The following is a 24553-nucleotide window of genomic DNA, read 5'->3' as shown; positions in this document are numbered from 1 at the left end:
CTCTACTCCCCTGACCACGATGCAAAGGCGAAGGCCTCGCCAGGTCGGTAGTCGACACTGGGCGCCAGCGACGCTGCGGCGCCGGCCAGAACGAGCCAGCTCAAGAGCTCACCCGCGACCGACCCCGCGTCCGCTATCAGCTTCGGGGTCGCCTCGTGCACGATCGTCTCGACGTCGCCAGCGGCCAACAACGCGGAGACGCGGGCAGCCCAGTCCGGGCGGGGCACAGACCAGTGCCTGCCGGGATCAACCCGTGGCCCGCCCACCTCCTGCGAGAAGCTGCCACTGGCCACGACAGCGACACGCCGATCGCCGGGCAGGCACGTGACCGCCTCAGCGAAGGCCACGCCGAGTCGGTGGCAGCGACCCGCGGCTGGCAGTGGGCGCACGTAGCCGTTAACGTGCAGGACGACCACCGGAACATCCGGCAGGCCCAAGAAGTGTAACGGGACGACGACGCTGTGGTCGAGCTCGACGTCAAGACTGAGCGTGAGGTCGAACCCGGTCGCAACTAGGTGTTCGGCGATCGCAGCCGCAGCCACCGGGTCGGTCCGGACGGAGACAGCCTCGATGCCCGGAACTTGGTCGATCGGACCCCGCAGGGCGTCGCCTAGGGCGATCGCGAACGTCGGAAGCCGATCAAGAAAGTAGGTGTTAAGGTGGTCATTGGCGACGACCGCCATCAGGGACGGTTGGCTGTCGTGCAGCACGCGACGAACAGCGGCATACCGTTCCGCGATATCACCGTCGCCCGCTGCGACGAGCTGCGGGAACGTGGGCACGTGCGGGACGCCAGCCGCGGCAGTGATCCTGGACGTCATCGAGGCCACACCGGTGTAAGCCATGCTGCCCGCTCGGGCCGCTCGCCCCGCACGAGGGCCCGATACTCGGTGCGCAGCTTGGCCGTGAGTGGGCCGATGCACCCGTCGCGCACTGGCCGGCCGTCGATCGCCACGATCGGCAATATCTCAGCAGAGGTCCCGAGGAACATGACCTCGTCGGCGAGGTATAGATCGGTTCGGTCGACGTCTCGCTCCACAACTCCTTTGCCGAGGTCCTCGCGAAGCAGATTGATCACAGTTGCGCGGGTGACGCTATGGAGGATGCCACTGCTGAGCGCCGGGGTGTGGAAGACGCCGTCTAGTACGAGGCCGATCGTCGCACCTGAGCTCTCGGTGACGTGGAATCGTTCGTTGAGGAAAATCGGCCAGTCGGCGCCGCGGGACTGCGCATCAATGTTGCCGAGCCGTCCGTTGTGATAGTTCGCGAAGGCCTTGGCTCGCGGCGGCGTAGCGTTCGCGCTTATCCGGCTCCACGAAGTCACGGCGGCCGTGCGGGTGCGTGGCTCGTGTAAGGCGCTGGCGAACGGCCACATGTCGATGACGGTCTCAGAGCGCGCTTCGGCGGGGACCATCTGCTCTGTCGGGTCGCCGGCGGCAAAGCTCCAGGGTCGGATGTGTACGTCGCTACGGACGTCGTTACACCGCAGCAACTCCAGTGTCGCGGCCTCGAGTTCCGCCACGGTGTGGCCGACCTCCAAGCGTGAAAGCTGGGTGGATTCGATTAATCGCTGCAAGTGGTCCCGCAGCCGGAACACGTGCAACTGATCGAGCGCATCGCTCCAATAGGCGTTGATGCCCTCGAAGACCGCCGATACCGAGGCGTGCCCTACAGATCGGACGTGGACCGTTGCCTCGTCAAAGGGCAAAATCCGACCGGATCGCCAAAGAAACCGGCTCATGAGGGCATCCTCCGGAACACGCCGAACCAGTGATACTGGCCGGGGCGTGTGGGCGTCGGTAGGTTCTGGTATACCTCCAAGTGCTGGCAGTTGAACCGGTTTGGAGGGAAGGTGTCGAAGATCTCGGAGGCGCTGATTCGGCGTGGCCCGGTCCCATTGGCCATCCGATCCGAGAACGCGCTTAGCAGAAACGTGGCTCCCGGCCGGAGGATACGATACACCTCGGCGGCGTACAGCGGGCGCGCCTCGTCGCTGACATTGTGGAAGACGAATGAGTCGTTTACTATGTCGGCGCACGCGTCCGGTAGCCCCGTGGCGAGTATGTCTCCCTGGCGGAACCCCACATCGACGCCGGCCCACGAAGCGAGGGTGCGCGCCCTGTCGAGCGCAGCAGCTGACGAATCGATCCCAACCACCCGGGCGCCGGCGGCGGCGAGGAACACGGCGTCCACGCCCGGGCCGCAGCCCAGATCCACAATGTCGCTGCCGCGCTTGATGAGTCCGTCGATCACCGCCTCGATCAGCTTGATACCGGGCGCTGCAGTGAACCAGGGCACCTCGGCCAAGGGGGTGGTGCCGTAAACCGTGTCGAACCGGTCGACCCAGCGGTCGATGAACGCGCGTGTCAATTCGATACCCCCCAACCTTGGACGGACACGTAGTCCGGTATACTCAACTCCTTCGGCCGGGGATGAGCAAGGACGGAAGCGTCGTCCTCGCGACCTTCAGGTCTGAAGCCGAGAAGTCCATAGGTGATACGGATCTGCCGGTTGCGCGGCGTCGGCCGGAACAGCGCCTTCAGGGTTACGCCGTGGTTCGCGGCCGCTTGCCCGATGGTGCCGAGCACTGCCGTGCCGATATTGCGGCCCATCACTCTGCAGGACATGAGCAGCACCTCAATCGTCCAGTGCTCGGATGCGCGGTCCAGCAGGCAGAGCCCAATCCGGCCGTAGTCGCCGAACCGGTCGGTGAGTTCGGCGACGAGCACGTCGCGCGTCTCGGTCTCGGCGTACCGGGCCAATTCGGCGGCAGTGAACGTGCGGCCGGTGGTGTTGAGCTGGTTCGTACGGCGGGTAAGCTCCTCGGCGCGCTCGAAGTCGTCCGCTGCCGCGGGCCGAATGGTGAGTCTCATGCCAAGCGACGAAAGGAACTCGATGGGCGTGCCCTCGAAGACCGTCTCCGCTTCGCGCCGGCTGGCCTCCTCGCGGTATGCCGCTGGACGCCGCGCCGCGTCGGTTGTCACTTTCAGGGGGATGAGTTCGTGCGTCCGGTCCAACGCCAGGAACTCGGGCAGGGAGTAGCATCGGATCCCCGGCACCCCGGCGGCGACCTCCTCCCGCTCGAATGACGAGTCGTCCAGGAATACTACCGTGTCGGCGGAGATACCGAGCAGGTCGATTATGCGGCGCAACGATGCCGACTTCGCCGACCAGGAAATCTGCGCGTATACGAATCTGCCGCACAGGTTGTGCGCGTGCAGCGCCTCGGCAGCGTCATGCGCGTCGTTCCGGCTCGCCACGGATTGGACGATGCCGGCTCGCTCCAGCCGGTCGATCAAGGCGAGGGCATCGGGTACCGGGCGTACCCTGTCTCCCTCCGGCAGGGTGCCCTCCCACAAGGTGTCGTCGAGATCCCAGACCACGCACTTCACCGGCGCCGTCATGCTGCTCTTCCCTCGCGCAACAGGCTCCGGCCCAGTGCCGAGGTCAGCGCATCGGCACTGCCCTCGACAATGCTGTATACCTGTGCCTGCGCGGCGTATCGCGACACCGCCGCGTCGACGGTGAGCCCGGCGGCGCCTTGCAGGCGAGCCGCATCGTGCGCGGTCTTGAGTGCGGCGTCCGTCGCGGCCAACTTCGCCACGATCGCCCGCCGGACGGCCTCGGGCGCACGATCGTCAACGGCCTCCGCGGCCTCCCGAGTGAGCAGCAGGCCCGATTGGATTCGTACATGCGCATCCACCATCGCCTGTTCCACCGCCTGATAGGTAGCGAGCGGACGACCGCCCACCAAGCGGCCGTTCGCGTGTACGGCGAGCTCCGCCGACGCCGCGGCGGCGACGCCGAGGGCTCCAGAGGCTACGAGGACGCGCCCGACGCTGAGGCAGCCCATCGCCACCCGGATCAGCCCAAGGCCGGGCGGACCCAGTCGGTGGTTCGGATCGACGACGCAGCCGCGAAGCTCCAGCGTAGCGAGGGAGGCGGCACCGAACGCGGTCATGGCCGGGGAGGGCAAGCGGCTGAGCCCTGCAGTATCACCGGGCAGGCAGTAGGCGGCAGGGCCCTGGCCGGTGCCGGCGAATACGACTATGAGGCCGGCTCGCAGACCCGAGCTGATCCAGCTTTTTGTCCCGTCCAGTCGGATCCCCTCATCCTCGAGAGTGGCGGTTGTGCGGATGTCGGCGAAGTCGCTGCCGCCGGTGGGCTCGGTGAGCGCAAACGCGCCGGGGCAATCACCCGTCGCCAGGACCGGCAGCCAGCGATCCGCGAGGGCAGATCCCCCGAACCGAACGATCGCATACACGGCCATCTCGTGGACCGTCAGGACGCTTTGCAGGCTGGGCGAGATGCCGCCAAGTTCCCTGTGCCAGCGGATCCGATCGGCGAGCGGCTGCCCGAGGCCGCCGTGCTTCGACGGAACGGCGAGGGCAAACAGGCCGCGCCGGCCGCACTCGCGATACAGCTCTTGGGTGATCTCGTCGTCCCGCCCGAGTTGCTCGCGAAACCCGGCGTCGCCGATCAGGTCTTGGACGTCCTCGACGCGGTAGCCGGTCATGTCGCACCGCTCTTCGCGCGTACCAGTGCTACGATAGCATCCACGGAATCGAAGTTCGCCAGCACCAGATCTTCGTCATCGACGACCACGGCGAAAGACCGCTCGATGAAGTCGATCAGCTGTACCGCGGCGATCGATTCCAGCAACTGCGAACTTATGATCGCCTCGTGCGGCTCCACCTGCCGGCCGGCCAGCCGGCAAACGTAGGCCGTGATTGCCGCCTCGGGCGCGTCAGTCACTGTCATCCTCCGTGCCGTAGTTGAAGAACCCTCTTCCGGTCTTCATGCCGAGCGAACGGGTACCCACCATGGCCAGCAGCCGTCCGGCCGGCGTGAAGACCGCGTCACCGGTGGCTTCGCGCAGCACGTCGAGGGTGTTGACCACCGTGTCGATGCCGATCAGGTCCGCGGTGCGCAGCGGGCCCATGCGGTGCCCGAGGCAGCCCTTGAACAGCAGGTCGATATCGGACGGCGAGGCAATGCCTTCGTCGGCGAGTTGGGCCGCCTGATTCACCATGACCATGAGGATGCGGTTGATGACGAACCCGGGCGCATCGTTGACCACGACCGCCCTCTTGCCCATGCCGGTCAGGAAGGCTCCGACGGCGTCCAAAGTCTCAACGGATGTCTGCGGGCCGCGAACCACCTCGACCATGTCGATCACCGGCACCGGGTTCATGAAATGCACGCCGACGACTCGGCCGGGGTCGGACGCCTCTCTCGCGAGCCGGTCGATCGGGATAGCCGACGTGTTGGCGGCGATGAAGGAACGATCGGCGCCCGCGAGGCGGAGGCTGGCGTACACCTCTCGCTTCGCCTCCCACGTCTCGGTTACGTTCTCTACGATCAGCTCCACCATCGCCACTTCCGCAAAATCGTGCGAGCATGTCAACCGAGCCAGGTCTACCCGGCGCCCCCGCGGCTCGGTGATCAGGCTCAGCCGGTGGTGGTGGCGCATTGCGGCATGCACCGATTCCCAGTCCTTGCCGGGCCGGTCGAGCAGCGTTACCTCATGACCGGCCCGAAGGCAGCTGTACGCGACCCCGGTGCCGATGACGCCCGCGCCGACAACCGCGACCTTCATTCGACCATCGCCGTCTCGTCGATCCATCGCTCCACCGCCCTTGCCATGCCTTTGAGCGAGCCGGATGCAAACACCACCGAGCCCGGGACGTTGGCACCGGTCATTTCGGCGATCGCGGCGATAAGGTGTCGGCCAAGCAATGAGTCCCCGCCAAGGTCAAAGAAGTAATCGCTTTCGTCGACGAGGTCTACTCCGAGTAGATCGCACCAAAGATCGGCTAGCCGCTTGGTGAGGCCAGAGAGAGCGGCGGACGGCGCCCTAATCGATGGCGAAGGGGAGGTATCATTGTCAAGCGGAAGTCGGGGATCAAAGACACGTCGGTGTAGGGCCGGCGATGGAGCTTGCTCCGAGAGGTGGGGGCGGGCCGCAGGGTCGCCTGGCCATTTCGGATCATGGCCATGCAGCCATAGCCGTGCGAGGGCCTGCTCGTAAACTGCTAGGTCAGGAACGCCCTCGTATGACAGGCGGCTGGTGCGCACGGCCTCTGCTTCGGGCGCGACCTGCATCGTCCAGGAGCGGACGTTACCCGGACCGATTTCGAGGACAACAGGGCAGCGGGCGGCCACGGCGGTGAGGGCTTCGCGGAAACGCACGACGGAGACGAGTTGCTCCGGCCAGTAGCCTGCCCCCAGGTCGGAAGCCCAGCCGCCGGAAAGGGCGGAGGCCAGCGGAAGCCTCGGTGCAGAGAAGGTGACCGCGGTTAGCGCCTCGCCGAGCGCCGCCGCGGCCGGCTCGAGCAGCCGGCTGTGGAAGGCGGCGGTGCCGCCAATGCGGCGCGAGGTGATGCCGGCGTCGCTCAACCGGGCTTCGAACACGTTGGCGTCTTCCTCTGTGCCGGAGATCGTGCAGTTGTTCGGGCTGTTGTCGGCGGCCAACGCCATCGTCCCGCCGAGCAATGGAGTTACGGCGTCCGCGGCGGCGGTGACAGCGAGTGTGACACCGGGCGGCGCCGCCTCGATGAGCCGTGCCCGGTGGGCGACAAGGCCCACCACCTCGGAACGGCTCAGTACCCCTGCGACCGCAGCGGCCGTCCACTCACCGAGGGAGTGGCCGAGCACGGCCGCCGGTGTGACGCCAGCCTCCGCCAGCATGTCGGCGAACGCGAGTTGAACGGCGAGGAGAGCCAGGTGCCGAGCTGGCAGATTGGGCAGAGGCCCGTCCGAGCATGGTTGCACGCGGCCGAGCATTCGGCGCAGGTCGAGCTTCGCCAGACCCTCCTGGTGGGCGAAGACCGGCGCGAGGTCGACGCCGAACTCGGCGGCCGAGGCGCTTGTCTCGGCCAGGCTTCCAGCGAAGCGCGGGGACACACGGGCGAGGCCGGCTCCCATGCCGACATACTCGCTGCCCACCCCGGGAAACACGAATGCGACGCGCACCGGACGCCGGGGGGCGCGGCGGGTCTCGACCTTGTCGGGCGCCATGTAACGCCGCAGCGGATGCCGGTGGTCGCGGGCGTGGGATCTGGCCGCCACGTCCTCCGTCGGCATGTCGCGCAGCGCCGCGGTGTCCGCCTCGAGAGTATCGGAGCGGTGGCTCGACAGTAGGATGACGCTGCGCGGCACGGCTTGCGTCGCCGGGCGCGGCGGTGGAGCCTCGAGCAGGAGGTGGCAGTTCGACCCACCGAGCCCGAATGCGCTGACGCCGGCTACGGTACCGTCCAACGGAGTGGCGTTGACGACCGGTTTCAGTTGCGAATCTGGTTGCGCGAGGTCATCCGGCAGGTCCGCAAAGTTGGCCGTCGGCGGGATGAGCCCGTGCCGCAAGCATTGGACCGCCTTGAGGAGGCCGGCGATACCCGCGGCTTCCCGGGTATGGCCGACGTTGCCTTTGACCGCGCCGACTTGCACCGGGTGCTTCCCGCTGCCGAAGATGCGGTGAAGGGTGGACCACTCGACAGCGTCGCCAAGCCGTGTGGCGGTGCCGTGGCTCTCCACGTAGCCGACCGCATCCGGGTCGAGCATCGCGTCGCGAAGGGCCGCCCGGATCACCGTTTCCTGCGAGGCCGCGCTCACGCCGGCGAAGCCGGGCTTGCGTCCGTCGTTGTTGGTCGCCGAACCGGCGACTACAGCGAGGATGTCGCAGCCGGAGGCGAGGGCATCGTCGAGGCGGCGCAGAACGACCACTCCGACGCCGTCGGCAGGCACGGTGCCGCATGCCCTCGCGTCAAACGGCCGGCACACCCCGTCCGGCGCGCTGATGTCGCCGGGCACGGACCAATAACCATGCCACTCGGGGAACCGTACCGATGACGCGCCAGCTACGACCACGTCCGCCTCACCGGCCTGCAGCGTCCTGCATCCGAGATGAACCGCGAGCAGCGCGGTGGAGCAGGCCCCGAGCACGTTGACGGCCGGGCCGCCAAGGTCCAGCCGATAGGCTACCTTGCCGGCGACGTAATCACGCGCGGTGCCGAGTTCGACGGCGAAGTCGTCTACGCCCTCGCTCGCTGCGAGATGCCGTCGCACGACCCTCTCGTAGTCGTTCTGGCCGGTTCCCAGAAACACGCCGGTGGCACGACGCTCGGATGCGGAGACCGCTGCGAGGTGCAGGGCCTCGTCGGTCACCTCCAGCAGGAGCCGCTGCTGTGGATCGGTGAGCAGCGCCTCCGCCGGGGACATACCGAACCGCTCGGCATCCAAGCTCGTGACGGTGTCAATCCGGCCGTAGGCGGGAACGAACGAGGCGTTCGACGGCACGCCGAGCGGATTCTGGCCGTCGGCGGGCAGGGCCGACGTACTCCGCGTGATGCTGTCCCGGCCGGTTAGCAGGACGTCCCAATACGCGGGGAGCGAGATCGCGCCGGGCAGCCGCAACGCCGCCGCCACGATCGCGATCCGGGCGCTCACGCCGCCTCCATAAGATACTGCGCAAGGTCACGCACGGTCGGCGCGGCGAGCAAGGCGGCAAGCGCGATCGGCCGGTCCAGTTCCTGCTCCAGCGCGATCCGCAGCAGCATGAACCGCAGCGAATCGCCGCCGACGGCGGTGAATGCGTCGTCTACACCGATATTCGTGGTGCCAAGGACCTTGCGCCAGACTGCGAGGATAGTCTCCTCGACCTCGTTTTCCGGCCCGGTGGGAGGGCCGAGCGCGTCGGGCCGGGGTGTGCCATGGGCGACGAGGGAAGCGCGATCGACCTTGCCGCTGGTCAGCAGCGGGAGCGAAGCGATCGGGACGATGTAGCGGGGGACCATGTAGTCCGGCAGCTGCGTGGCAAGGAATTTGCGCAGATCCTCGGGGCCGGCTCGACCGCCGGTGACGACGTACGCCACCAGCACGTGCCCCTGGTCGGCGTCGGGGAGGCCGGTCACGACGGCGTTCGCCACCTCCGGATGGCCGCGCAAGGCGTGTTCGACCTCTGTGGGCTCAACCCGCTGGCCGCGGATCTTCAGCTGGCCGTCGACGCGTCCGACGAACTCCAGCTCGCCGTCCGGTCGGAAGCGGCCAAGGTCTCCGGTCCGGAACAGCACCGGCGCCAGCTCCGGGTCTATGTGGTTGGGGACGAACCGTTCGGCGGTGAGCTCGGGCCGGTTGAGGTAGCCAGCCGCGAGCCCGGGCCCACCGGTGAGGATCTCTCCTGCGATGCCGGGCGGCACGAGGCGTCCCTCGTCGTCGCAAAGGTAGACGCGCATGTCGATGGGGCGCCCGACGGTCGAGCGGATGTCGCCGGGATCTTGCGGGCCGCCGCGGTGGCAGACGTAGTCAGCCTCGGCTAGAGTGTAGGTGACATGTACCGCGAGGCCCAGGGCGCGCAGCCGTCGTTCGAGGTCGAGGTCGAAAGCCTCGCCGGCCACGAAGAGGTGCCGGACGGGAAGGCCGGGCTCGCGGAACGCCGGGTTGGCAAGCAGCACACGCAGCATGGACGGCACGAAGCTGCACACTGTGATCCCATGCTGGCGGATCAGATCGAGAAGGTAGGCGTCGTCCCGCTCGCCGCCTGGCCGAGCCACCACGACGGCACCACCGGTCGCGAGGGCCCAGAAGAATTCCCGGAAAAAGGGCACCGATTTCATCAGGTGGCGATCGTCGGGGCCAAGAGAATACCTGTCCTGTTCCAGGGCGATCCGGGTGGTGTGCATGCGATGCGGCCGGACGACGCCTTTTGGCTCGCCTGTGGATCCGGAGGTGAACAGGATGTACGCTGCGGTGTCGGGACCCGCGATGTCGGCGATCGGGCCTCCGGGAGCGGCATCGTTCGCAAGCAGGTCGTCGATACAGAGCTGCGGGCCGTCGTGCGCCGGCGGCTGCGCACCGCGGGAATGTAAAACGACGACCGGGCGGGCTATCCTGCAGATCGTGGCGGTGCGCGGGGCGGGGGTCGCGGGATCGAGGTACAGGAAAGCGGCGCCCGCTTTGAGGACTCCGACCTTAACGACCAGGGTCGACGCTGACCGGAGGGCGCTCACGGCAATCACGTCGCCGGCTTGGGAGAGATACGGCCGCAATTGATGCGCGACCCGGTTGGAGGCCGCGTCGAGCTCTTGGTAGGTCAGCACCGTTCCGTCGTCGATGATGGCCGGCGCGTCCGGCGTGCGTGCCGCCTGCTCGACGAACATGCTGTGCAGCGTGGTGGCGGGGTAGTCGACATGCGGTGCGTTCCAGTCCCCGAGCAGCCGGCGGCGGTCCTCGTCGGTCAGCAGACGCACTGGGCTGGCGCGGGCAAGGATGTGCTCGGCGGCGGCGACCCCGGTCGCGGCGCCGTATGTCACGCCGATGATTTTCGAGGAGGCATCGCCGACGAAGTAAAGCCCTGGCTCGCTGGACTCCATGCAACCTGATAGGCTGAGTTCCGGAAAAATTCGCTCAATCACGGGCGCGGCCACGACGGCATCGTCGTTTACTAGGCCTGGGAAGGCTGTGTTGAGCCGGTCAATCATTCCGAGCACGTCCTCGACGAGGTGCTGCGGCAGGCAGTGCGTCAGAGACTCGTGCTGGAAGTTGATGAGGCTGGTGTCCAGCGCCGACGCAGAACTGCCGCGCAGCTCGCCGACCGTGCAAGCGACCGGCCGGCCGCCGCCACGCCGGTTAATTCGCCGCGCGAGTTCCAAGGCGTATTCCGTACCGTCCTTGCCATCGGCCATCAGGGCCGAGGTGACGATACCGAAGTTGGAGCGCGCGGTAGGTCGGGTCAAGCAGTGCTGCCCGTCTAACACGACCGTGTCCTCGAGGGCATACTGCATGATCCGGCCGCCGGCGCAGACGCAGAACGTCCGCACCGACTCGCCTCGTCCGTTAAGGTAGGCGAGCTTCGGGTTTGCGCAGTCTGCGGAGAGCGGGGCAAGCCTTTCCCGCGAAGCCTCTAGCCGTACTCCGACATCTACCCTTGCGGCCGGCCGAAGTTCTAGGCCCAGATGGGTTGCCGTCGCGCGCACCCATTGCATGCCTAGCTTGCCGACCGCGACCACCACATTGTCCGCCTTGATAGTCTGGCCGCCCAGCTCAACCTCGAACCGCGCGTTCTTGCCGCGGGAAATCTGCTCCGCTTTGGTCTGAAACCGCACCTCGCCACCGGCACTGACAAACGCATCCAGCAAATTCTCCACTACGTTGACTGCGGTATCCACGGTGATCGACTGCGAGTCGGTTAGGTCGGCGCCGGAAAACTGTTCGGCCAAGCGCGCCATGCGGTCGCCGCCCGGCGCGCGCGCCCCGTCGGACTCCTCCAGTCCGTATTTGTGCAGGACGTCGAAGACGCTGCGGACTGCCTGCTCCGCGCGGTGGAAGGAGCTGAAAGCGCGTTCAAGGCTGCTGTATGTACGGACTTGGCCGTCTTTACCTCGTTCGATCTTCGAGCGGCTGAGCATGCCGGAGTGGCCGAGGCTGGTGTCGAAGTGGAAGGCTGCGCCGCCCAACCCTGTGAGACAGGTGCAGCGCTGGCACTGCATCCGGAAGCGCTCGCTGGCCCGGACAAGCCGGCCGTCGAGGCCGACTTTCACCCGGGGGCAAAGGCTCTGCAGCATAGGTTTGCCGGCTTCAGCCAGCAGGGTACGCCGGCCGCCGCGGGCGAGGGTCCATGCGGCGAACAGCCCGGCTGGGCCGCCGCCTATCACGACCGCGTCATACTTCGGGGACATCTCATTCATCAGCGAGCTCCTCGACCCAGCGGGGTGCCATTTTGGTGTATCGGTCGAAAAAGTGCCGGTAGTATAGTGGAGCATGGTCGCGCCCCTCGGCGTTGATCCTGGCAATCAGCCACTGGCAATGGAACGGCAACAGGTCAATCACGAGGCGCGGGGGGGTTCCCACCCGCTCGGCATAGCGGACTACAAGGCGGCGCAGTAGGAGTGCATACCAATGCTCGCTCTCAAGCACCTGATTGTAAAGCCAGTCGTGACCGCGTTCCCGGTACTCGGGAAACACGACTAGGCCGAGAGTCACCAGCAGATTGATGATATCCATCGCGGCAATGCCGAGTGGACGATAGTCTTCCCAGTCGATAATGCTGATTTTACCGGTCGAAGGGTCGTGCCGCAGGTTCCACGGTGCCAAGTCGCCTTGAGTGGGTCCTAGCAAGGCGCCTTCGATCGCCGCGCGGAACTCGGAGCGGGCCGTGCATGGCTCGCTGACATACTGCCGGGCGACCGTCCATCGCCTTTCTGGATCGGGAAGCCGCACCGCACCGTGATTGTGCATTTGAGCGACCAGATCCACGGTGCGTTCGAGTAGAGCGGCGAAGTTGCCGGATTCGAGGAGGGCATCTGGCAGGTCGGCGGCAGGGACGTAAGTCATGATGAAGCCGGTCTCCGTCCGGGCAACGGGCCTAGCGTACTCGATCGTGGGCGGCAGAGACCCACTGGTGAGCTTGTCGAACTCGCCGGCGACCTTTCCGTCGTCGGCGTCTAAGGCCGACTTGGATACTAATTTCGGCTCCCCGTCGCGAGCCAGCAGTGTGAAGCGGCGCTTCTTCTTGGTGCGCGCGCCCACCGGCGTCCACGATCGGTAGGTGATGTCGCCTCCACCCATCGCCGCACACTCGTAAGCGTCGCGCAGTCGCTGACGTGCCAAGGCGTCCACCTCGTCCAGCTCAGCAGTTGCTGGCCTTCGCATCGCGGGTACCCTCCTTGATCTCGGACATGACGCCGGACTTGATCTCTGACATTATCCCTGCGATGGGCGTGCAGCTGAGTAGCGCGGCGAGTTCGTGGACGAAGCGGTCGCTTTCGTTCGGGGTCATACTTCGAAAGCTGGCCAGCCGGTCATCCATATAGGCGGCGAATTGCTGGAACAGGCTGGCGTCACGGTCGATAGCGGCAGCCACTTCGGCTAGGGCTCGCGTGCCTTCGAGGTCGGCGTCCGGGATGTCGGTGGCGAGCCCGAGATCGGAAAAGGTGGACGCGTGCCGAGCCAACTGCGTACCGCCCAAGCTCCGGCGATTGTGTGTGTGCCCGTAGTGCGCGTCGGGCAGCAGCATTACCGGTACGCAGAGCGGCACCGCTTCATGCAGCGAGGTCAGGCCTGGCGCGGCTAGGTAAACGGGCCGGGTGGCGAGCATGTCGAGAAGCTCAACGTGAGGGAGCATGCCGACGCGGAACAGCGTCTTGTTGACGATCTTCTGGTAAGGCTCGGCGAACGCACCGGAGCAAACCAGGATCTCATCGTATTCCCAATTGCTCTCGGCGCTGGCGATCAGCCAGCGCAGAATGATGTTGATGTACGAACCACGTCTCTCGTAATCCAGAAAAGTGTTGGTGAAGCCGCCCAGATTAACCAGCAACGTCCGTGAGCTGGTCGGCGCCTTGCTGCCAAGGCGGCGAAGCCGGTCGACGTCTATCATGGGGCCTGTAGCGGTGATCGTCTCCACGCCCAGCCGAGCCAGCATCGCGGTGCGCTCGGCCACCCCCGGCAGAGTTTGGACGTAAGAGCCGGTGGCAATTAGGTGCGACACGAGCATCGCTTGGTGAACGGGTAACGCTCGGAAAGCCTGCTCGGCCTCAATGTCCGAGCCCGCCCGCACGACGGACGCGATTTGCGACAGCTCCTCTAAGCTGCGCTCGGTCTGCCAGAAGCCAAACAAGCTGTCGAAAAAGTGGACCGGGCGACCGGCACGCACACATGCAAACACCAAGTTGGGTTCCATCACGCTGATCGCGACGGCGCAGCCGGCCACCAGCCCGCGCACGTCGGAGTTTGCGAGATCATATTCGGCGATGGTCGTGAAGTGTTCGTCGTTCAGCCGGACAAATCGCAGGGCGATGCCGCGTCCGACAAACGTCACCGGCAACGGAGCGAGGTGGCCGACCAGCCCGACGAGCTTGGCAGCCGGTCCAAATCCGAACGGCTGCGCGCTGGTCAACACATGCATGCGCTGCCTCCCCTTGCTACCTAAGCGTAGCATGTCAAGTTGACTAGCCCGAATTTGACGCTATGTTCTGGCGTCAGTCAATATTGCGACGCCTGACTCAGCGTATTTGAAGCCCTGACTGAATAAATGCGGCATTCCTTTGCATGCGAGATTCGCGTGGTCATGTGGGGATCAACGCCTTGCCTGGCGCAGTGCCGGCAGTCCGTTTTTGGTCCGCTGCCTCACGTCAATCCGATGTCGACGTATCCGCTAGGTCGCGCGGATCCGCCACGACAGTTTTGGCGGCTGCGAGGCCTCGATGGGCGCAGGAAGCCCGCTGCCGCACGGCCCGTCCGGATCGTTCAGCTCGACCGCAAGGGCTACCGTGGTTTATGGACCTGGGGGCAGCGAGGATCGTCGTGGCCCGCCCACATAGTCCCCAAGCCAAGGCACCAAGTTGAGTGGGAAGGGAAAAGACGACGGGATCTTTGGCTCCTAGTCAGGGCTGGAGCGTTGCGAGCACCTGCAATTGGTTGCTGAAGCTGATGCGTGCGGGTCCGTCGAGGCGTTCTCGCGCCAGCTAGGCCTGTCGGTGTAGCGGCTCGAACAGTGGTGGCAGAGGACCGAAGTGACGTTCGATGGGCGCTGAGAATCGGCAAGGCCAAGAAGATTCCGCGCCTCGGCCGCTTTGATCATTTTTCTTCGCCGCACAAGGCTCTTCCAATCGCACCCAACACGCCCATATCCTGACCAAGGTCGATCGCCTCGACCGCGGCGCCATCAATGTCAGCATCACGACCAAGGCGTAGGCCGAATGAGCAGAGGCGCGATGTGCGTGACGATCTTGCCATAGGAAAGAGCGTTTCAGCCACCGCCAGGAAATTCGCTAAAAGGTGGCGGACCACAATGCGCGTCAGACAAGAAGGTTCGCAACCCGTTCGGACTTGGCATGTCGAGGAAGGAGATAACGCAAGAAGTCCCGCCGCTGGGGCGTGCAAGCATGCTGGCCGGCATTTAACTTATGCTGGATACATGCCGCCGAGCGCTCCAGTGGCCGAGACCTTGCGATGCTAAAAACTTGGTAGTCGCCAATCGACGAGTTCGACTGCCAACGGCAAGTTGGTTGCGACGGCCACAGCCGCGACGAATGGGCCGGCTATGTCCAGATTTCGCAGGGTAATTTCTGGAACCCCAAGCGTCAGGCCGCTCATTGAAACCATCAGGCCATCCCCCGTGCACTTGAGGATGGCCTCCTTCGAGGTCCACAGCTGGTAAAACCCTGCAGCGTCGCGGATGGTGCCGCGCTCTGCAGGAGACTCGATGTGGCGGCTGAGCGCGACGTGGTCGAAGCAGGGATCCACCTCTTGGATGTCGGCGCCGCACTCAGGACCGCTCGTGGCTGCCACGAGGACTGCGGACCCGGAATGGCTGATCGACACCGAATGGCCGCCCCTGGGGTGCATGGCTCGTGGCTTGCCGTGCTCGGCTGAACCGCAGTGCCGACAGTGCGAGACGACGCTAACCTCATTGGGTTCGACGCTCGCGAGCTCCGCGACAAGAGTCTTTACCATCGCGCGTCCCGTGGCGAACCGGTTCCGGTCAGCGTCACGCCGGAATCTGGCGGCCCTCATCCGCTCCGACGCGTCGAGGAGGTCATCGTCCTGTTCGTTCGGCGACATCACCCGGATCACGCAAGTTATCATCCGATCACGTCGAAGCGATAGCTTAGCCCGACCAAACAGGCAGCCTTATCTAGGGTATATGCGGAGCTTGCCGTGTCTATCGCGCTCTTGCTTCGATGCGCTCTCATGTCATGCGACTGTGCCTTTATCCGGTGACCTTACTTCACCTCGCGGCCGTTTTCCATACGGTGTCGGCAATTTGATGGAAGACCTTCCGCCAACACCCATCCTCAAGACGCTTAAAAACAGATCTTCGGAGCGTCGCCTCCCAGGGTCGATCCTTGCCAAGCCATCGACATCGATCCAGCTTGTGGTCGCTAGTCCTTGTCGCTTTGCCGCGAGCGCCGCGTCGATACATGCTCCGTCCGCGATGCTGTTCATTTTGGTGGGGAAGGTCGTAAACAACCTTCAGCAACATACTCAGATACTCGACTATTGCTACGGCGTCAGAAATTGATGTTGCCGCTGCACCAGGTGTCGGGTGAGCGTTAGTGTTTCCAATTTCTCTAACTTTCGTGCGCCCACTCCACCATTATGGGAGCTAAGATTCCTTTAGATCCACGGTCTTTGATCTCGTTAAAAAGGCTGTCTCCTTCGGCTTTTGATAGCGAAGAATCAATTGCACCGCACTTCGCGCCATCGTGGTCATGCTTCGGAGTCTGAACATGCATGGCATGGCCCATGCCATGGGCGAGCTGAACGAGCAGGGAGCGCCAGCCTTTGCAGCCGCCCGTCCGATCCTGGCGCAGCTTCTGAAAGCGGAGTTCGCCGAGCGTGCGGTTCGCGCCACCGCCCATCAGCTCAAGGTGGCTCGCTTCCCGGCGTATCGTGACCTCAATGGCTTCGAGTCCGCCGGCAGCGAGGCCAACGAGGCGCTGGTGCGTCAATTGCACGAATGCACCTTCCTCGAAAAGGCGCACAACGTCGTGCTGATCGGAGGGCCCGGAACCGGCAACACCCATACGCCACTGCGCTCGGAGTGCAGGCAATCGAACATCATTCCAAACGGGCGCGCTTCTTCTCGACGGTGGACCTCGTCAACGCCCTGGAACAGGAGAAGCTGCACGACAAGCCGGGCCGGATCGCCAACAGCCTCGCCAGATGCGATCTGATCATTCTAGATGAGCTCGGCTATCTGCCGTTCAGTGCCTCGGGCGGGGCGCTGCCGTTCCATCTGCTCAGCAAACTCTACGAACAGACAAGTGTCGCGATTACGACCAATCTGAGCTTCGGCGAATGGGCGACCATCTTTGGCGACGCCAAGATGACCACGGCCCTTCTCGACCGGCTCACCCACCATTGCCACATCGTCGAGACCGGCCACGACAGCTTCCGCTTCAAGGAGAGCTCGATGACGAGTGACGTTGCCCCCGATCAGCCCTCGCTCATAACTGGACTCTGTTCTCCTTGTGCTCAGGTCCCATTCTCTGGACCGCCGGAAGGTAGAGTTTCCCGGCCATTTGACGTGAGACCCGATTTTGGACCGCCCGGCTGGAGGATTTTCCGGGCTAAAGCTCACGGCGGATGGGATGCGCCGGAGCCATTCATGAGCGATATCGGCGGCTTGTTGCCGATGGCGCTGTGAGGACGAACCTCGTTGTAGTCTCGACGCCAATGCTCCATCTTCCGGCGGGCGTCGTCAAGCGTCAGGAACCACTGGGCGTTCAGACATTCCGCCCGGAACTTGCCGTTGAAGGACTCGATGAACGAGTTGTCGGTCGGCTTGCCGGGCCGAGAGAAGTCGAGCACGACGTCCCTCTGGTAGGCCCACAGGTCGAGGTCGCGGGAGATGAACTCCGAGCCCTGGTCGACACGGATCGATTGCGGATAGCCGTGCTCCCGGCACACCCTTTCGAGCGTGGCGACGACGTCCTCGCCGCGATAGCTGAAGCGGGGATCGACGGCCGGCGAGAATCGCGACCAGGTGTCGATGATGGTGAGAACACGCAGCTTCCTGCCCGTCGCCAGCTGATCGTGCACGAAGTCCATCGCCCAGGTCTGGTTGCATCTCGTCGCCCCGGTTCGATCGTCCCTGAGCTTCGCCTTCACGCGCCGCTTCGGTGTCTTGTTGCGGAGCTGAAGCCCTAATTCGTTGCAAAGCCTGCGTGTTCGCTTCATGTTGATGGCCCAGCCCTCGCGAACCAGGAGAACGTGGACGCGCCGGTAGCCGTAGCGCACCCGCGTCTCGCAGATCTCCTTGATCCGCTGCTTTAATCCGGCCTGCTCGCCGCGCCTGGACTTGTAGGTGTAGAGGGAGCGGTCGACCCGCAGGGCTTGGCACGCCTTGCGAACCGACACCTTCCAGGCCTCCTGCACCTGATCGACAAGCTGGTGACGGCGGGCAGGACTCAGAGCTTTTTTTGCAGCACGTCTTGCAGCATGGCCTTATCCAACGACAGGTCGCCACGATCCGCTTCAGCTTGGCGTTCTCCTCCTCGAGCTGACGCAGCCGCTTCACCTCGGACGGCATCAGACCGGCATATCGCCCGCGCCAGTTGTACAACGTCGCCTCCGATATCCCGGCCTTCCGGCCGACCTCGCCCACCGCCGTGCCGTCCTCAGCCTGCTTCAAAACGAAGGCAATCTGCGCCTCCGAGAACTTCGACGCCTTCATGGAACTCTCCTTCTCCCCATCCAGGGATCATAAGTGGAAAATTCCAGCCAAGAACGGTCCGATTCAGCGGGGGCACGTCAGAGCCCCAAACCAACACGAAGAGGGCCTAGGAACCTTGACCTGACAATCGCAGACTGACCATCATCCCACCGGGTTACTTCTCAATGGAAAACCCGGGTCAGATCTGGACGGAAAACGACATAATATGTTTGGACACGCCGACATCCTGGAACATTTTGGCAACATCCCCTACGGCAATTTTCGCAGATCGCATTGGAGGTGGGGATAATGTTGAAAAGCCGGAAGTACTGCAAAAAGACCCCGAGCTTCATTTCCGTATGCGGGATGAATTCCTGGCTCTTGTTGCAAAGGGGCATTCTGTGATTGACGCCCGGAGCCTCGTTGTAAGGTCCGTTTTCAGGAAATCGAGCTTTAGTTCCGAATGGCCGAATGCAGGCGCGAAGCAGCCATTACCCGCGGTATGTCCGGTGGAATGTAGCGAGTGCGCCGCCACTAGTCCTTGCCGCTCATCAGCCCATCGAGGATGCGCCTGGCCGGGAGCTCGGGCCAGGCAGAAGAACGGCGCTGCGATTCGTTTTGCCGCGAACGCCCGGCCTCAAGTATCCGTTGTGAGATGGCCTCCTGCTGCTGGCGCAGGTGGTCGCTCAGCAGCTTGTTGCGTGTGATGTAGCCCGCGTTAACGCCCGGAATCGAGTGGTTCATCAGAAGGTGCACGTCAAGCTCGGCAACGCCTGCGGCCTGCGCGATTGTGCGGAAAGTCTGCCGCAGGTCATTCCCCCATTTCGACAGATCGCTGCGCTTTTCCTTGTGCTCGATGATGTGACCGCTTTCGCTCTCAGCTGGGAAGAGCCACTCACGCGATTGCTCGCCATAGAGGGCCCTACCGATGCGTATGACACGAACCAGACAGCGGATCATGGTCCGCGAAAGTGGTATGTCAAACGCCTTGACCTCACCACCCTTCGGCGTGGGTATGTGCAGGACACGAGCGCGAAAGTCGACATGCTCGACCCGGGCCTTCCTGATAGCTTCAGGGCGATGGCCCGAAAGCAGCATGAAGAGATGCAATTCTCGCCGAACCGGGTTCTTCAATGCCGTGAGCTGGACGAACCATTCCTCCAGATCCGAAAGCCCGAGCGCGGTGTTGCGCCGATGTTCGGCATTCCAGTCAATGGCCGAGACCGGGTTGTCCGCCGGGAGCGTGCGGGCGGCCTTGCGGGCATGATTGTAGACGGCGCGCAGCGTTCGCATGCACCCATTGGCGATGTATGCGCCGTTTTCCTTGGTCAGTTTCTCGTGCCGTGCCGTTACCAAGGCAGGATCATTGCCGAACTTGGAAAGCGGTTCGTCAAGCCAGTCAGCCAACAGCCGCTCGACATGATCGCGGTAGTTGTTGATCGTCCCTTCGCTCCTGCCCTTCTTCTTCATATGCCCGTCCCGGTAGCGCTCCCAGGCAATGCGCAGCGTGGGGTTCCCTATCGACGGCAGATCCACGACGGCGGCATCAGACTCCGGCTTATGCCTCGCTGGGCGAGGATCCACGCCACTGGCAATCTTCCCTAGAATGTCCTTTGCCTTCGCCCGAGCCGCTCGCGTCGTGAGGTCTCCGACTTCAGCAACCTTCATTCGGACGGAAAGGCGCTTTCCCGCCTTCCTCCGCTCACCCTGGACGACGAATGTCTTTCGACGTTTGCCGACAAGCACCATGAAACCCGGCAGATCGGTGTCCCGGGCAAAATACTGCCCTGAAGTCGCGGCCTGAAGGCTCGCGACGGCACGGTCGTTGAGGGAGAGACGAAGGTCTGTCATTACGATTAGTACGGCATTAGTACGGGGATTGCGCTGCGTTCGATCTGTTGGTATCTCTACGCTACGATAGCCGCGCAGCACGAAAAACGCAACCGGATTAGCCGCTTATGGGAAGTTGAGTCGTACGGCGGCGTGCAACGAGAAACAACAGGAAAGGCCGTCTGACAAATTCCTAATCTGTAGGTCACAGGTTCGATTCCTGTCGGGATCACCACCATTCTGACCAGCAACGAAACGCGCTGTTAACGCCGTTCGCGGGTGACAGGATGTAGGCCGCAGTTCGAAAGTGTAGCCTGCATTTCGCTGTCAGCCGCGGAGGCGGAAATGAAGTTGCTTCGGATTGCGCTCCTGTGCACGGCCATGATCGGCCTTGGAATGCCGCCCGTTCGAGCTGAGGATCAGCCGGCTCCGCCCAACGGCGAAGCAGCAACAGAGCAGCCGCCAGTTCATTGCGAGGGGCAAAACTGTCTCCCGCCGGCGGATAACCCTGTGCAGGAATGCACCGGACAAGATTGCATGCCAGCTCCGCCGACTGAACCGGGTGCGGAGATTGAGCAGGTCGAGTGAGCAGCATCAGCGGACGATCTCTCTTTTGGCAGGGATACGGCTCGTTGGTTCCCGCCCTTCCGGCCAGCAGCGCCACCACTGGCGTTCCAGCCTGTGCCAACCAAATCGACGCCTAGGCTGCACGTTCGCGAACAGCCGGAACCAACGGTGACGACAAGCGGTTTACCAATCGAAGGGACTACAATGGATGCAGGATAATGGAATTTCTGGATTTGGAATTGGCGAGAGCCCGACAGCGGCTCAGCCGAGCGGAGCTTTCCCTTAGGCGTGCGAATGAAATGCTGGATGAAGACTGCGGTGTCGGCATCAATATTGCGTTGTGCAGCAGGATACGGGCTGCGCAACGTCGCGTGGCCGAGGCCAGATCGCGGTTGATGAAGATCGATCCAACCAGCGCTGGCGGTTTTCGCACGGGTTGAACCATCCCGCCCGTCGACGCCGTGATAGGTCGGGGTTCATGCGGCATTACCTCCTGGCCGCTGCCCGTGCCCACTTCGCAAGCAAAGCTCGCGCTGAACAGCGTCATGAAACGCTCGCAGTTCGCGGTTGATGATATCCCGATCGAACCCGGCACGTTGCGTCTGTCCGCCCAAGGCGCAACCACCTGCTTCCAGTAGTTCGTCGCAGCGGCGCCGCGCTTGACCGAAAGTACCTCGGCAACACGTCGAACTTTGCCGACACGCTTCGCCATCGGGAAGGCGATCACCAGACAGGGCGGGTTCCAATCGAGAACTTCGAGCTGCTTCATGCAACCCTCCTCTTGCCCCCGCAGAGGCTCAAAGCCGCCCTCCGTCCCGCTTCGCAGTGCGTCACCGAAATACGTGTCGTCATAGGAAGGGGCCAGGTGCGCCCAGAAGGCTTCGTGCGCCTTCGTGGAAGTCGTTTGATGGGGGGGCTTTCAATCGGAACCTGCGCAGCACTGGCTCTTCCGCCGCTTCCAATCTGAAATTGCCGCTTTCCAGCAGGCCGGCGATCCACTCGAGGAACTTGCCAAGGGATTCCGCAAGCACCGCCTTCACGTCTTCGTCGCGCCCAAAGAGGATGACCTGGCCGACGCGACCGCTGGGCCAGGGATCGAAATCGAGACCAATATGATTGCCTGAGCCATCATGGGTCAGCGGTATCCAGCGCGGATTGATATAGGCCGGGTCAACCGCGTGTTCAGGCCACGCCCCTCCGGGAATTTCATAGCGATTGCCGCCGAAATCCGCGAGCACATCGACCCAGGCTTTCCATTGCGCCCCTGCCTGATGCAGCGGTAGCAGCGGATGCCCATAGATATGGCCCCGACGGTCGTCGTTTTCGCCGTCGTGCCATCGGTATAGGTCGCGATAGGCGCGCGGCATCTTGAGGCCGATCAGGCGCTCGAACGCATCCAGTTGCGCGTCCGTGGCCGGCGGATTGAACACATATTTGTCTGGCGGCAGATGGACAGCATACCAGGCATGAAGGCGCGCAAGCACCGGCGCGATATCTTCCTCCAGCAACGGCTTCGCCTGTCCCGGCGGCCGTTTGGGACGGCTGGTTTCGGCCATGGGGGATTTTGTCCTGATTTGCCGCATTGCGCACATGGTAGGAAGCAGCCCCGCAAGGCTCAGGGCTCCGAAGATAGACGCACCGATCAGCACATTGCGCCTGCTCCGATCCATCACGGACATTCCGGCGCGATTGATCGGCGCCGCCACACAAGCCAGAAGGCATCGCAGGTCTCGGCCCGAATTCGTTTGCCGCCATTCAAGACCGTCGTTTCCTAACGGTTAACGTGAAACGGTCTTTGGGCGTCATTGAACGGAACCTACTGCTCATCGACCTCAACACTGGCGTCTGACGCGAGCCGCTTGAGAACATAGACGCCCGAGATGTACAGCCAAGCAGTTGCGGCAATTCCTGTCTGGTCAGATCGCCGGACCGGAATGGGACATCAAGGTGACGTAGATCACGAATCCTATCGTGCAGATCGCTGCGAGCGAGATCGGCACGCCAAACGGCACGACGCCTTTGTGGTCCAGGCGCTGAACATACAGGCGAAAGACGCCCGCGGGCAGCATGAACGGGTTTTTGACGATCAACGCCGTGGCGAGAGCGAAAACCAGCAGCAGCACGGAAAACACCAGGAGCCCGCTGCCGCCGATCAGCAACGGTACCACCGCCATCAGCTTGACGTCGCCGGCCCCGATCTTGCGCAGGGCCCAGAACGGAAAGAGCGCAACAAACAGCAAAAGACCGGCGATTGCGCTCAGGCCCATGTCCCACCACGACCCGGATTGAACCGACAGGAGTTGCAGCGAGCCCAAACCCAGGCAAAGCAGCAGCAGCACATTCTGGTTGGATATCTTCTGGGTGGTGAAGTCGAGCCAGGCGATCCTTGCCAGCAAAGGAATGGCTAGCCCCTTCAGCAGCAGCGATGCGGCGAGCAACATGCTGTCGCCTTACCGCTCGAGATTCTTCACGCTGGACGACAGGAGCTTCAGATTGTTGGCCACGGTCGGATCGTTGGGCGCCAGCTCATAGGCCTTGAGGAAACTGCTGCGCGCGTCCTGCAGCTTGCCGCGCAGCAGATAGGAATAGCCGACATTGTTGTAATATTCGGGCGTCCCGCCGACCAGTCGGAAGGCCTGGCGATAGGCCAGGTCGGAGAGGTCGAAGCGGCGGATGCGATCGCTGGAGGCGGCCAGGCCCATCCAGGCACCACCATCATTGGGTGCCAGCTGCGTCGCCTTGTAGAACAGGGCGCCGGCATTGCCGTAGTTTTCCGCGCGGAACTGGTTCTTGGCTTCGGCAACAGCCTGGTCCGAGGCATAGTACTCGACGTCGCTGACCGTCTTCAGCCCGTCGAAGGCATCGCCAAAGGCTGTCACGTCACCTTTCGAGGGCTCGTTGGTGCGGACGACGCCGTTGGTATCAGCCGTCTGACAGCCGGAAAGCACGATCAGCAGCAGACTGGCTGCGGCTGCGAGGCGCATTGGCCCTGTCATTTCGTCCCCCAAAAGAGTTCTCCGACTCTGTATTTCGACCAAAGCACAGACGTGCCTAGAAGAAAACACCCCTCATGCGAATGATCACCGGTAACATGATGACCATCATCACCACCGGGAAGATGCACAGCCCCAACGGAATCATCATTTTGACCGGCAGCGAATTGGCGCGCTCTTCTGCGTTCAGAATTCTCTGGCTGCGCATTTCGTCGCTATAGACGCGCAAGGCGTCGGTCAGGCTGGTGCCGAGTTCTTCCGATTGCCTGAAAAGGACAGCCAGCGCCCGCGCCTCGTCAAGACCGATACGGTCAGCGAGTTCGCGCAGTGCCTCCCGTAGCGGCTTGCCGGCACGCAGCTGCAAATTCATGATCGCAAGCTGGATGCCGAGCCATTTATGGGTGCCGGCCAGTTCACCGCTAACACGCTCGACTGCCGCCTCAAGGCTCATACCTGCGTCGGCGCAGGTTATCATCATGTCCATGAAATCGGGAAAGCCGCGGCGATAGATTTCCTTCTGCGCATTCTCGAAGCGATCGAGCATGACGCTTGGAATCACGATGCAGGCGAGCCCGAACAAACCAGCTCCGGCAAAGGCTACGAAACCGGGCAAGGAAGGCGGGAGCACTCGGGTCAGGAGCGCATAGACAGCTAGAAAGCCGACACAGACCGCGCCAAGCCGCGACAAGGTGTAAATGAGTGGAGCGCTTGACTGGTAAAAGCCGGCGCGAAAGAGCTTCGCGTCCAAGGCGCTGGGTTCGTCCCGCTCCTTTTCGATCGATCGAAAATATGCGTCGACTGGCCGCTGCGCTGCGATCTTGGCAAGCTGCTCCTGTCCAATGAGCGAACGGCGATCGGCAATACCTTCGTTCATCAGGCTTTGTGCAACCAGCTTGCGCGTCTGCAGCGCCGGCAAGAAGACGAGCGCGCCGAACAGAAAAAGCGCCGCGGCCGCTAGGAAGACGGCGACGGAGACCAGAGTGCTGAGATCCTGAATAGCCGAAAACAA

Annotated in this window: 18 protein-coding genes and 2 pseudogenes; 1 reads left to right on the top strand and 19 read right to left on the bottom strand. The window is 63.5% G+C overall.

Annotation, left to right across the window (positions count from 1 at the left end):
- Nucleotides 1-2 precede the first annotated feature (2 nt).
- The 12 genes from EOC94_RS02800 to EOC94_RS02745 form a co-directional block, all read right to left on the bottom strand.
- On the bottom strand, nucleotides 3-845 hold the full coding sequence (locus EOC94_RS02800; protein WP_127288503.1) for a hypothetical protein: 843 nt from the start codon (nucleotides 843-845) through the stop codon (nucleotides 3-5).
- On the bottom strand, nucleotides 818-1741 hold the full coding sequence (locus EOC94_RS02795; protein ID WP_127288502.1) for an aminotransferase class IV: 924 nt from the start codon (nucleotides 1739-1741) through the stop codon (nucleotides 818-820). Before EOC94_RS02795 ends, EOC94_RS02800 begins: the two co-directional genes overlap by 28 nt.
- On the bottom strand, nucleotides 1738-2370 hold the full coding sequence (locus EOC94_RS02790) for a class I SAM-dependent methyltransferase (RefSeq protein ID WP_127288501.1): 633 nt from the start codon (nucleotides 2368-2370) through the stop codon (nucleotides 1738-1740). Before EOC94_RS02790 ends, EOC94_RS02795 begins: the two co-directional genes overlap by 4 nt.
- Nucleotides 2367-3404 carry an HAD-IIIC family phosphatase gene (locus EOC94_RS02785; RefSeq protein WP_127288500.1) on the bottom strand — a complete coding sequence of 346 codons (1038 nt, stop codon included), beginning with the start codon at nucleotides 3402-3404 and terminating at the stop codon, nucleotides 2367-2369. The genes EOC94_RS02790 and EOC94_RS02785 overlap by 4 nt, the downstream gene beginning before the upstream one ends.
- A complete protein-coding gene (locus EOC94_RS02780) occupies nucleotides 3401-4516 on the bottom strand; it encodes an acyl-CoA dehydrogenase family protein (RefSeq protein WP_127288499.1) in 1116 nt (371 codons plus the stop codon). The genes EOC94_RS02785 and EOC94_RS02780 overlap by 4 nt, the downstream gene beginning before the upstream one ends.
- A complete protein-coding gene (locus tag EOC94_RS02775; protein WP_185928134.1) occupies nucleotides 4513-4755 on the bottom strand; it encodes a phosphopantetheine-binding protein in 243 nt (80 codons plus the stop codon). Before EOC94_RS02775 ends, EOC94_RS02780 begins: the two co-directional genes overlap by 4 nt.
- On the bottom strand, nucleotides 4748-5599 hold the full coding sequence (locus EOC94_RS02770) for a 3-hydroxyacyl-CoA dehydrogenase family protein (protein ID WP_185928133.1): 852 nt from the start codon (nucleotides 5597-5599) through the stop codon (nucleotides 4748-4750). The genes EOC94_RS02775 and EOC94_RS02770 overlap by 8 nt, the downstream gene beginning before the upstream one ends.
- On the bottom strand, nucleotides 5596-8445 hold the full coding sequence (locus EOC94_RS02765; protein WP_127288496.1) for a type I polyketide synthase: 2850 nt from the start codon (nucleotides 8443-8445) through the stop codon (nucleotides 5596-5598). The genes EOC94_RS02770 and EOC94_RS02765 overlap by 4 nt, the downstream gene beginning before the upstream one ends.
- On the bottom strand, nucleotides 8442-11681 hold the full coding sequence (locus EOC94_RS02760; protein ID WP_127288495.1) for an amino acid adenylation domain-containing protein: 3240 nt from the start codon (nucleotides 11679-11681) through the stop codon (nucleotides 8442-8444). Before EOC94_RS02760 ends, EOC94_RS02765 begins: the two co-directional genes overlap by 4 nt.
- Nucleotides 11674-12645: a hypothetical protein gene (locus EOC94_RS02755; protein WP_127288494.1), complete on the bottom strand. Its 972-nt coding sequence runs from the start codon at nucleotides 12643-12645 to the stop codon at nucleotides 11674-11676. The genes EOC94_RS02760 and EOC94_RS02755 overlap by 8 nt, the downstream gene beginning before the upstream one ends.
- Nucleotides 12623-13900, bottom strand: a complete 1278-nt coding sequence (locus EOC94_RS02750; RefSeq protein ID WP_127288493.1) for a hypothetical protein — start codon at nucleotides 13898-13900, stop codon at nucleotides 12623-12625. The genes EOC94_RS02755 and EOC94_RS02750 overlap by 23 nt, the downstream gene beginning before the upstream one ends.
- A gap of 1049 nt (nucleotides 13901-14949) precedes the next feature.
- Nucleotides 14950-15570 carry a 4'-phosphopantetheinyl transferase superfamily protein gene (locus EOC94_RS02745; RefSeq protein ID WP_185928132.1) on the bottom strand — a complete coding sequence of 207 codons (621 nt, stop codon included), beginning with the start codon at nucleotides 15568-15570 and terminating at the stop codon, nucleotides 14950-14952.
- 638 nt (nucleotides 15571-16208) lie between these two features.
- Between EOC94_RS02745 and istB the strand changes: the two are divergent.
- Nucleotides 16209-16912 (top strand): annotated as a pseudogene (gene istB, locus EOC94_RS02740) (IS21-like element helper ATPase IstB); the annotation flags it as partial.
- Between the two features lie 164 nt (nucleotides 16913-17076).
- Here istB and EOC94_RS02735 read toward each other — a convergent pair.
- The 7 genes and pseudogenes from EOC94_RS02735 to EOC94_RS02700 all read right to left on the bottom strand — a co-directional run bounded on the left by EOC94_RS02735 (nucleotide 17077) and on the right by EOC94_RS02700 (nucleotide 24553).
- Nucleotides 17077-18175, bottom strand: a pseudogene (locus EOC94_RS02735) (IS3 family transposase).
- 513 nt (nucleotides 18176-18688) lie between these two features.
- Nucleotides 18689-20005 carry an integrase family protein gene (locus EOC94_RS02730; RefSeq protein ID WP_127288491.1) on the bottom strand — a complete coding sequence of 439 codons (1317 nt, stop codon included), beginning with the start codon at nucleotides 20003-20005 and terminating at the stop codon, nucleotides 18689-18691.
- A 745-nt stretch (nucleotides 20006-20750) separates the two neighbouring features.
- Nucleotides 20751-21320, bottom strand: a complete 570-nt coding sequence (locus EOC94_RS33975; RefSeq protein ID WP_185928131.1) for a DUF6074 family protein — start codon at nucleotides 21318-21320, stop codon at nucleotides 20751-20753.
- Between the two features lie 79 nt (nucleotides 21321-21399).
- Entirely contained in the window at nucleotides 21400-22107 is a 708-nt protein-coding gene (locus EOC94_RS02715; RefSeq protein ID WP_185928130.1) for an SMI1/KNR4 family protein, read from the bottom strand.
- A gap of 360 nt (nucleotides 22108-22467) precedes the next feature.
- Entirely contained in the window at nucleotides 22468-22992 is a 525-nt protein-coding gene (locus EOC94_RS02710; RefSeq protein ID WP_127288488.1) for a prepilin peptidase, read from the bottom strand.
- A 9-nt stretch (nucleotides 22993-23001) separates the two neighbouring features.
- Nucleotides 23002-23535: a tetratricopeptide repeat protein gene (locus EOC94_RS02705; RefSeq protein ID WP_127288487.1), complete on the bottom strand. Its 534-nt coding sequence runs from the start codon at nucleotides 23533-23535 to the stop codon at nucleotides 23002-23004.
- A gap of 67 nt (nucleotides 23536-23602) precedes the next feature.
- Nucleotides 23603-24553 carry a type II secretion system F family protein gene (locus EOC94_RS02700; protein ID WP_127288486.1) on the bottom strand — a complete coding sequence of 317 codons (951 nt, stop codon included), beginning with the start codon at nucleotides 24551-24553 and terminating at the stop codon, nucleotides 23603-23605.

Origin of the sequence: Mesorhizobium sp. M6A.T.Ce.TU.016.01.1.1, from assembly GCF_003997065.1 — a bacterium.
Taxonomy (GTDB): domain Bacteria; phylum Pseudomonadota; class Alphaproteobacteria; order Rhizobiales; family Rhizobiaceae; genus Mesorhizobium; species Mesorhizobium mediterraneum.
This window is presented reverse-complemented; position numbering and strand designations above follow the sequence as displayed.

Bases quoted from the DNA above. Each gene is read 5' to 3' on its own strand.
- EOC94_RS02800 (WP_127288503.1), bottom strand. From the start codon at position 845: ATGGCTTACACCGGTGTGGCCTCGATGACGTCCAGGATCACTGCCGCG.
- EOC94_RS02795 (WP_127288502.1), bottom strand. From the start codon at position 1,741: ATGAGCCGGTTTCTTTGGCGATCCGGTCGGATTTTGCCCTTTGACGAG.
- EOC94_RS02785 (WP_127288500.1), bottom strand. From the start codon at position 3,404: ATGACGGCGCCGGTGAAGTGCGTGGTCTGGGATCTCGACGACACCTTG.
- EOC94_RS02780 (WP_127288499.1), bottom strand. From the start codon at position 4,516: ATGACCGGCTACCGCGTCGAGGACGTCCAAGACCTGATCGGCGACGCC.
- EOC94_RS02770 (WP_185928133.1), bottom strand. From the start codon at position 5,599: ATGAAGGTCGCGGTTGTCGGCGCGGGCGTCATCGGCACCGGGGTCGCG.
- EOC94_RS02760 (WP_127288495.1), bottom strand. From the start codon at position 11,681: ATGAATGAGATGTCCCCGAAGTATGACGCGGTCGTGATAGGCGGCGGC.
- EOC94_RS02755 (WP_127288494.1), bottom strand. From the start codon at position 12,645: ATGCGAAGGCCAGCAACTGCTGAGCTGGACGAGGTGGACGCCTTGGCA.
- EOC94_RS02750 (WP_127288493.1), bottom strand. From the start codon at position 13,900: ATGCATGTGTTGACCAGCGCGCAGCCGTTCGGATTTGGACCGGCTGCC.
- EOC94_RS02730 (WP_127288491.1), bottom strand. From the start codon at position 20,005: ATGACAGACCTTCGTCTCTCCCTCAACGACCGTGCCGTCGCGAGCCTT.
- EOC94_RS33975 (WP_185928131.1), bottom strand. From the start codon at position 21,320: ATGAAGCAGCTCGAAGTTCTCGATTGGAACCCGCCCTGTCTGGTGATC.
- EOC94_RS02715 (WP_185928130.1), bottom strand. From the start codon at position 22,107: ATGGCCGAAACCAGCCGTCCCAAACGGCCGCCGGGACAGGCGAAGCCG.
- EOC94_RS02710 (WP_127288488.1), bottom strand. From the start codon at position 22,992: ATGTTGCTCGCCGCATCGCTGCTGCTGAAGGGGCTAGCCATTCCTTTG.
- EOC94_RS02705 (WP_127288487.1), bottom strand. From the start codon at position 23,535: ATGCGCCTCGCAGCCGCAGCCAGTCTGCTGCTGATCGTGCTTTCCGGC.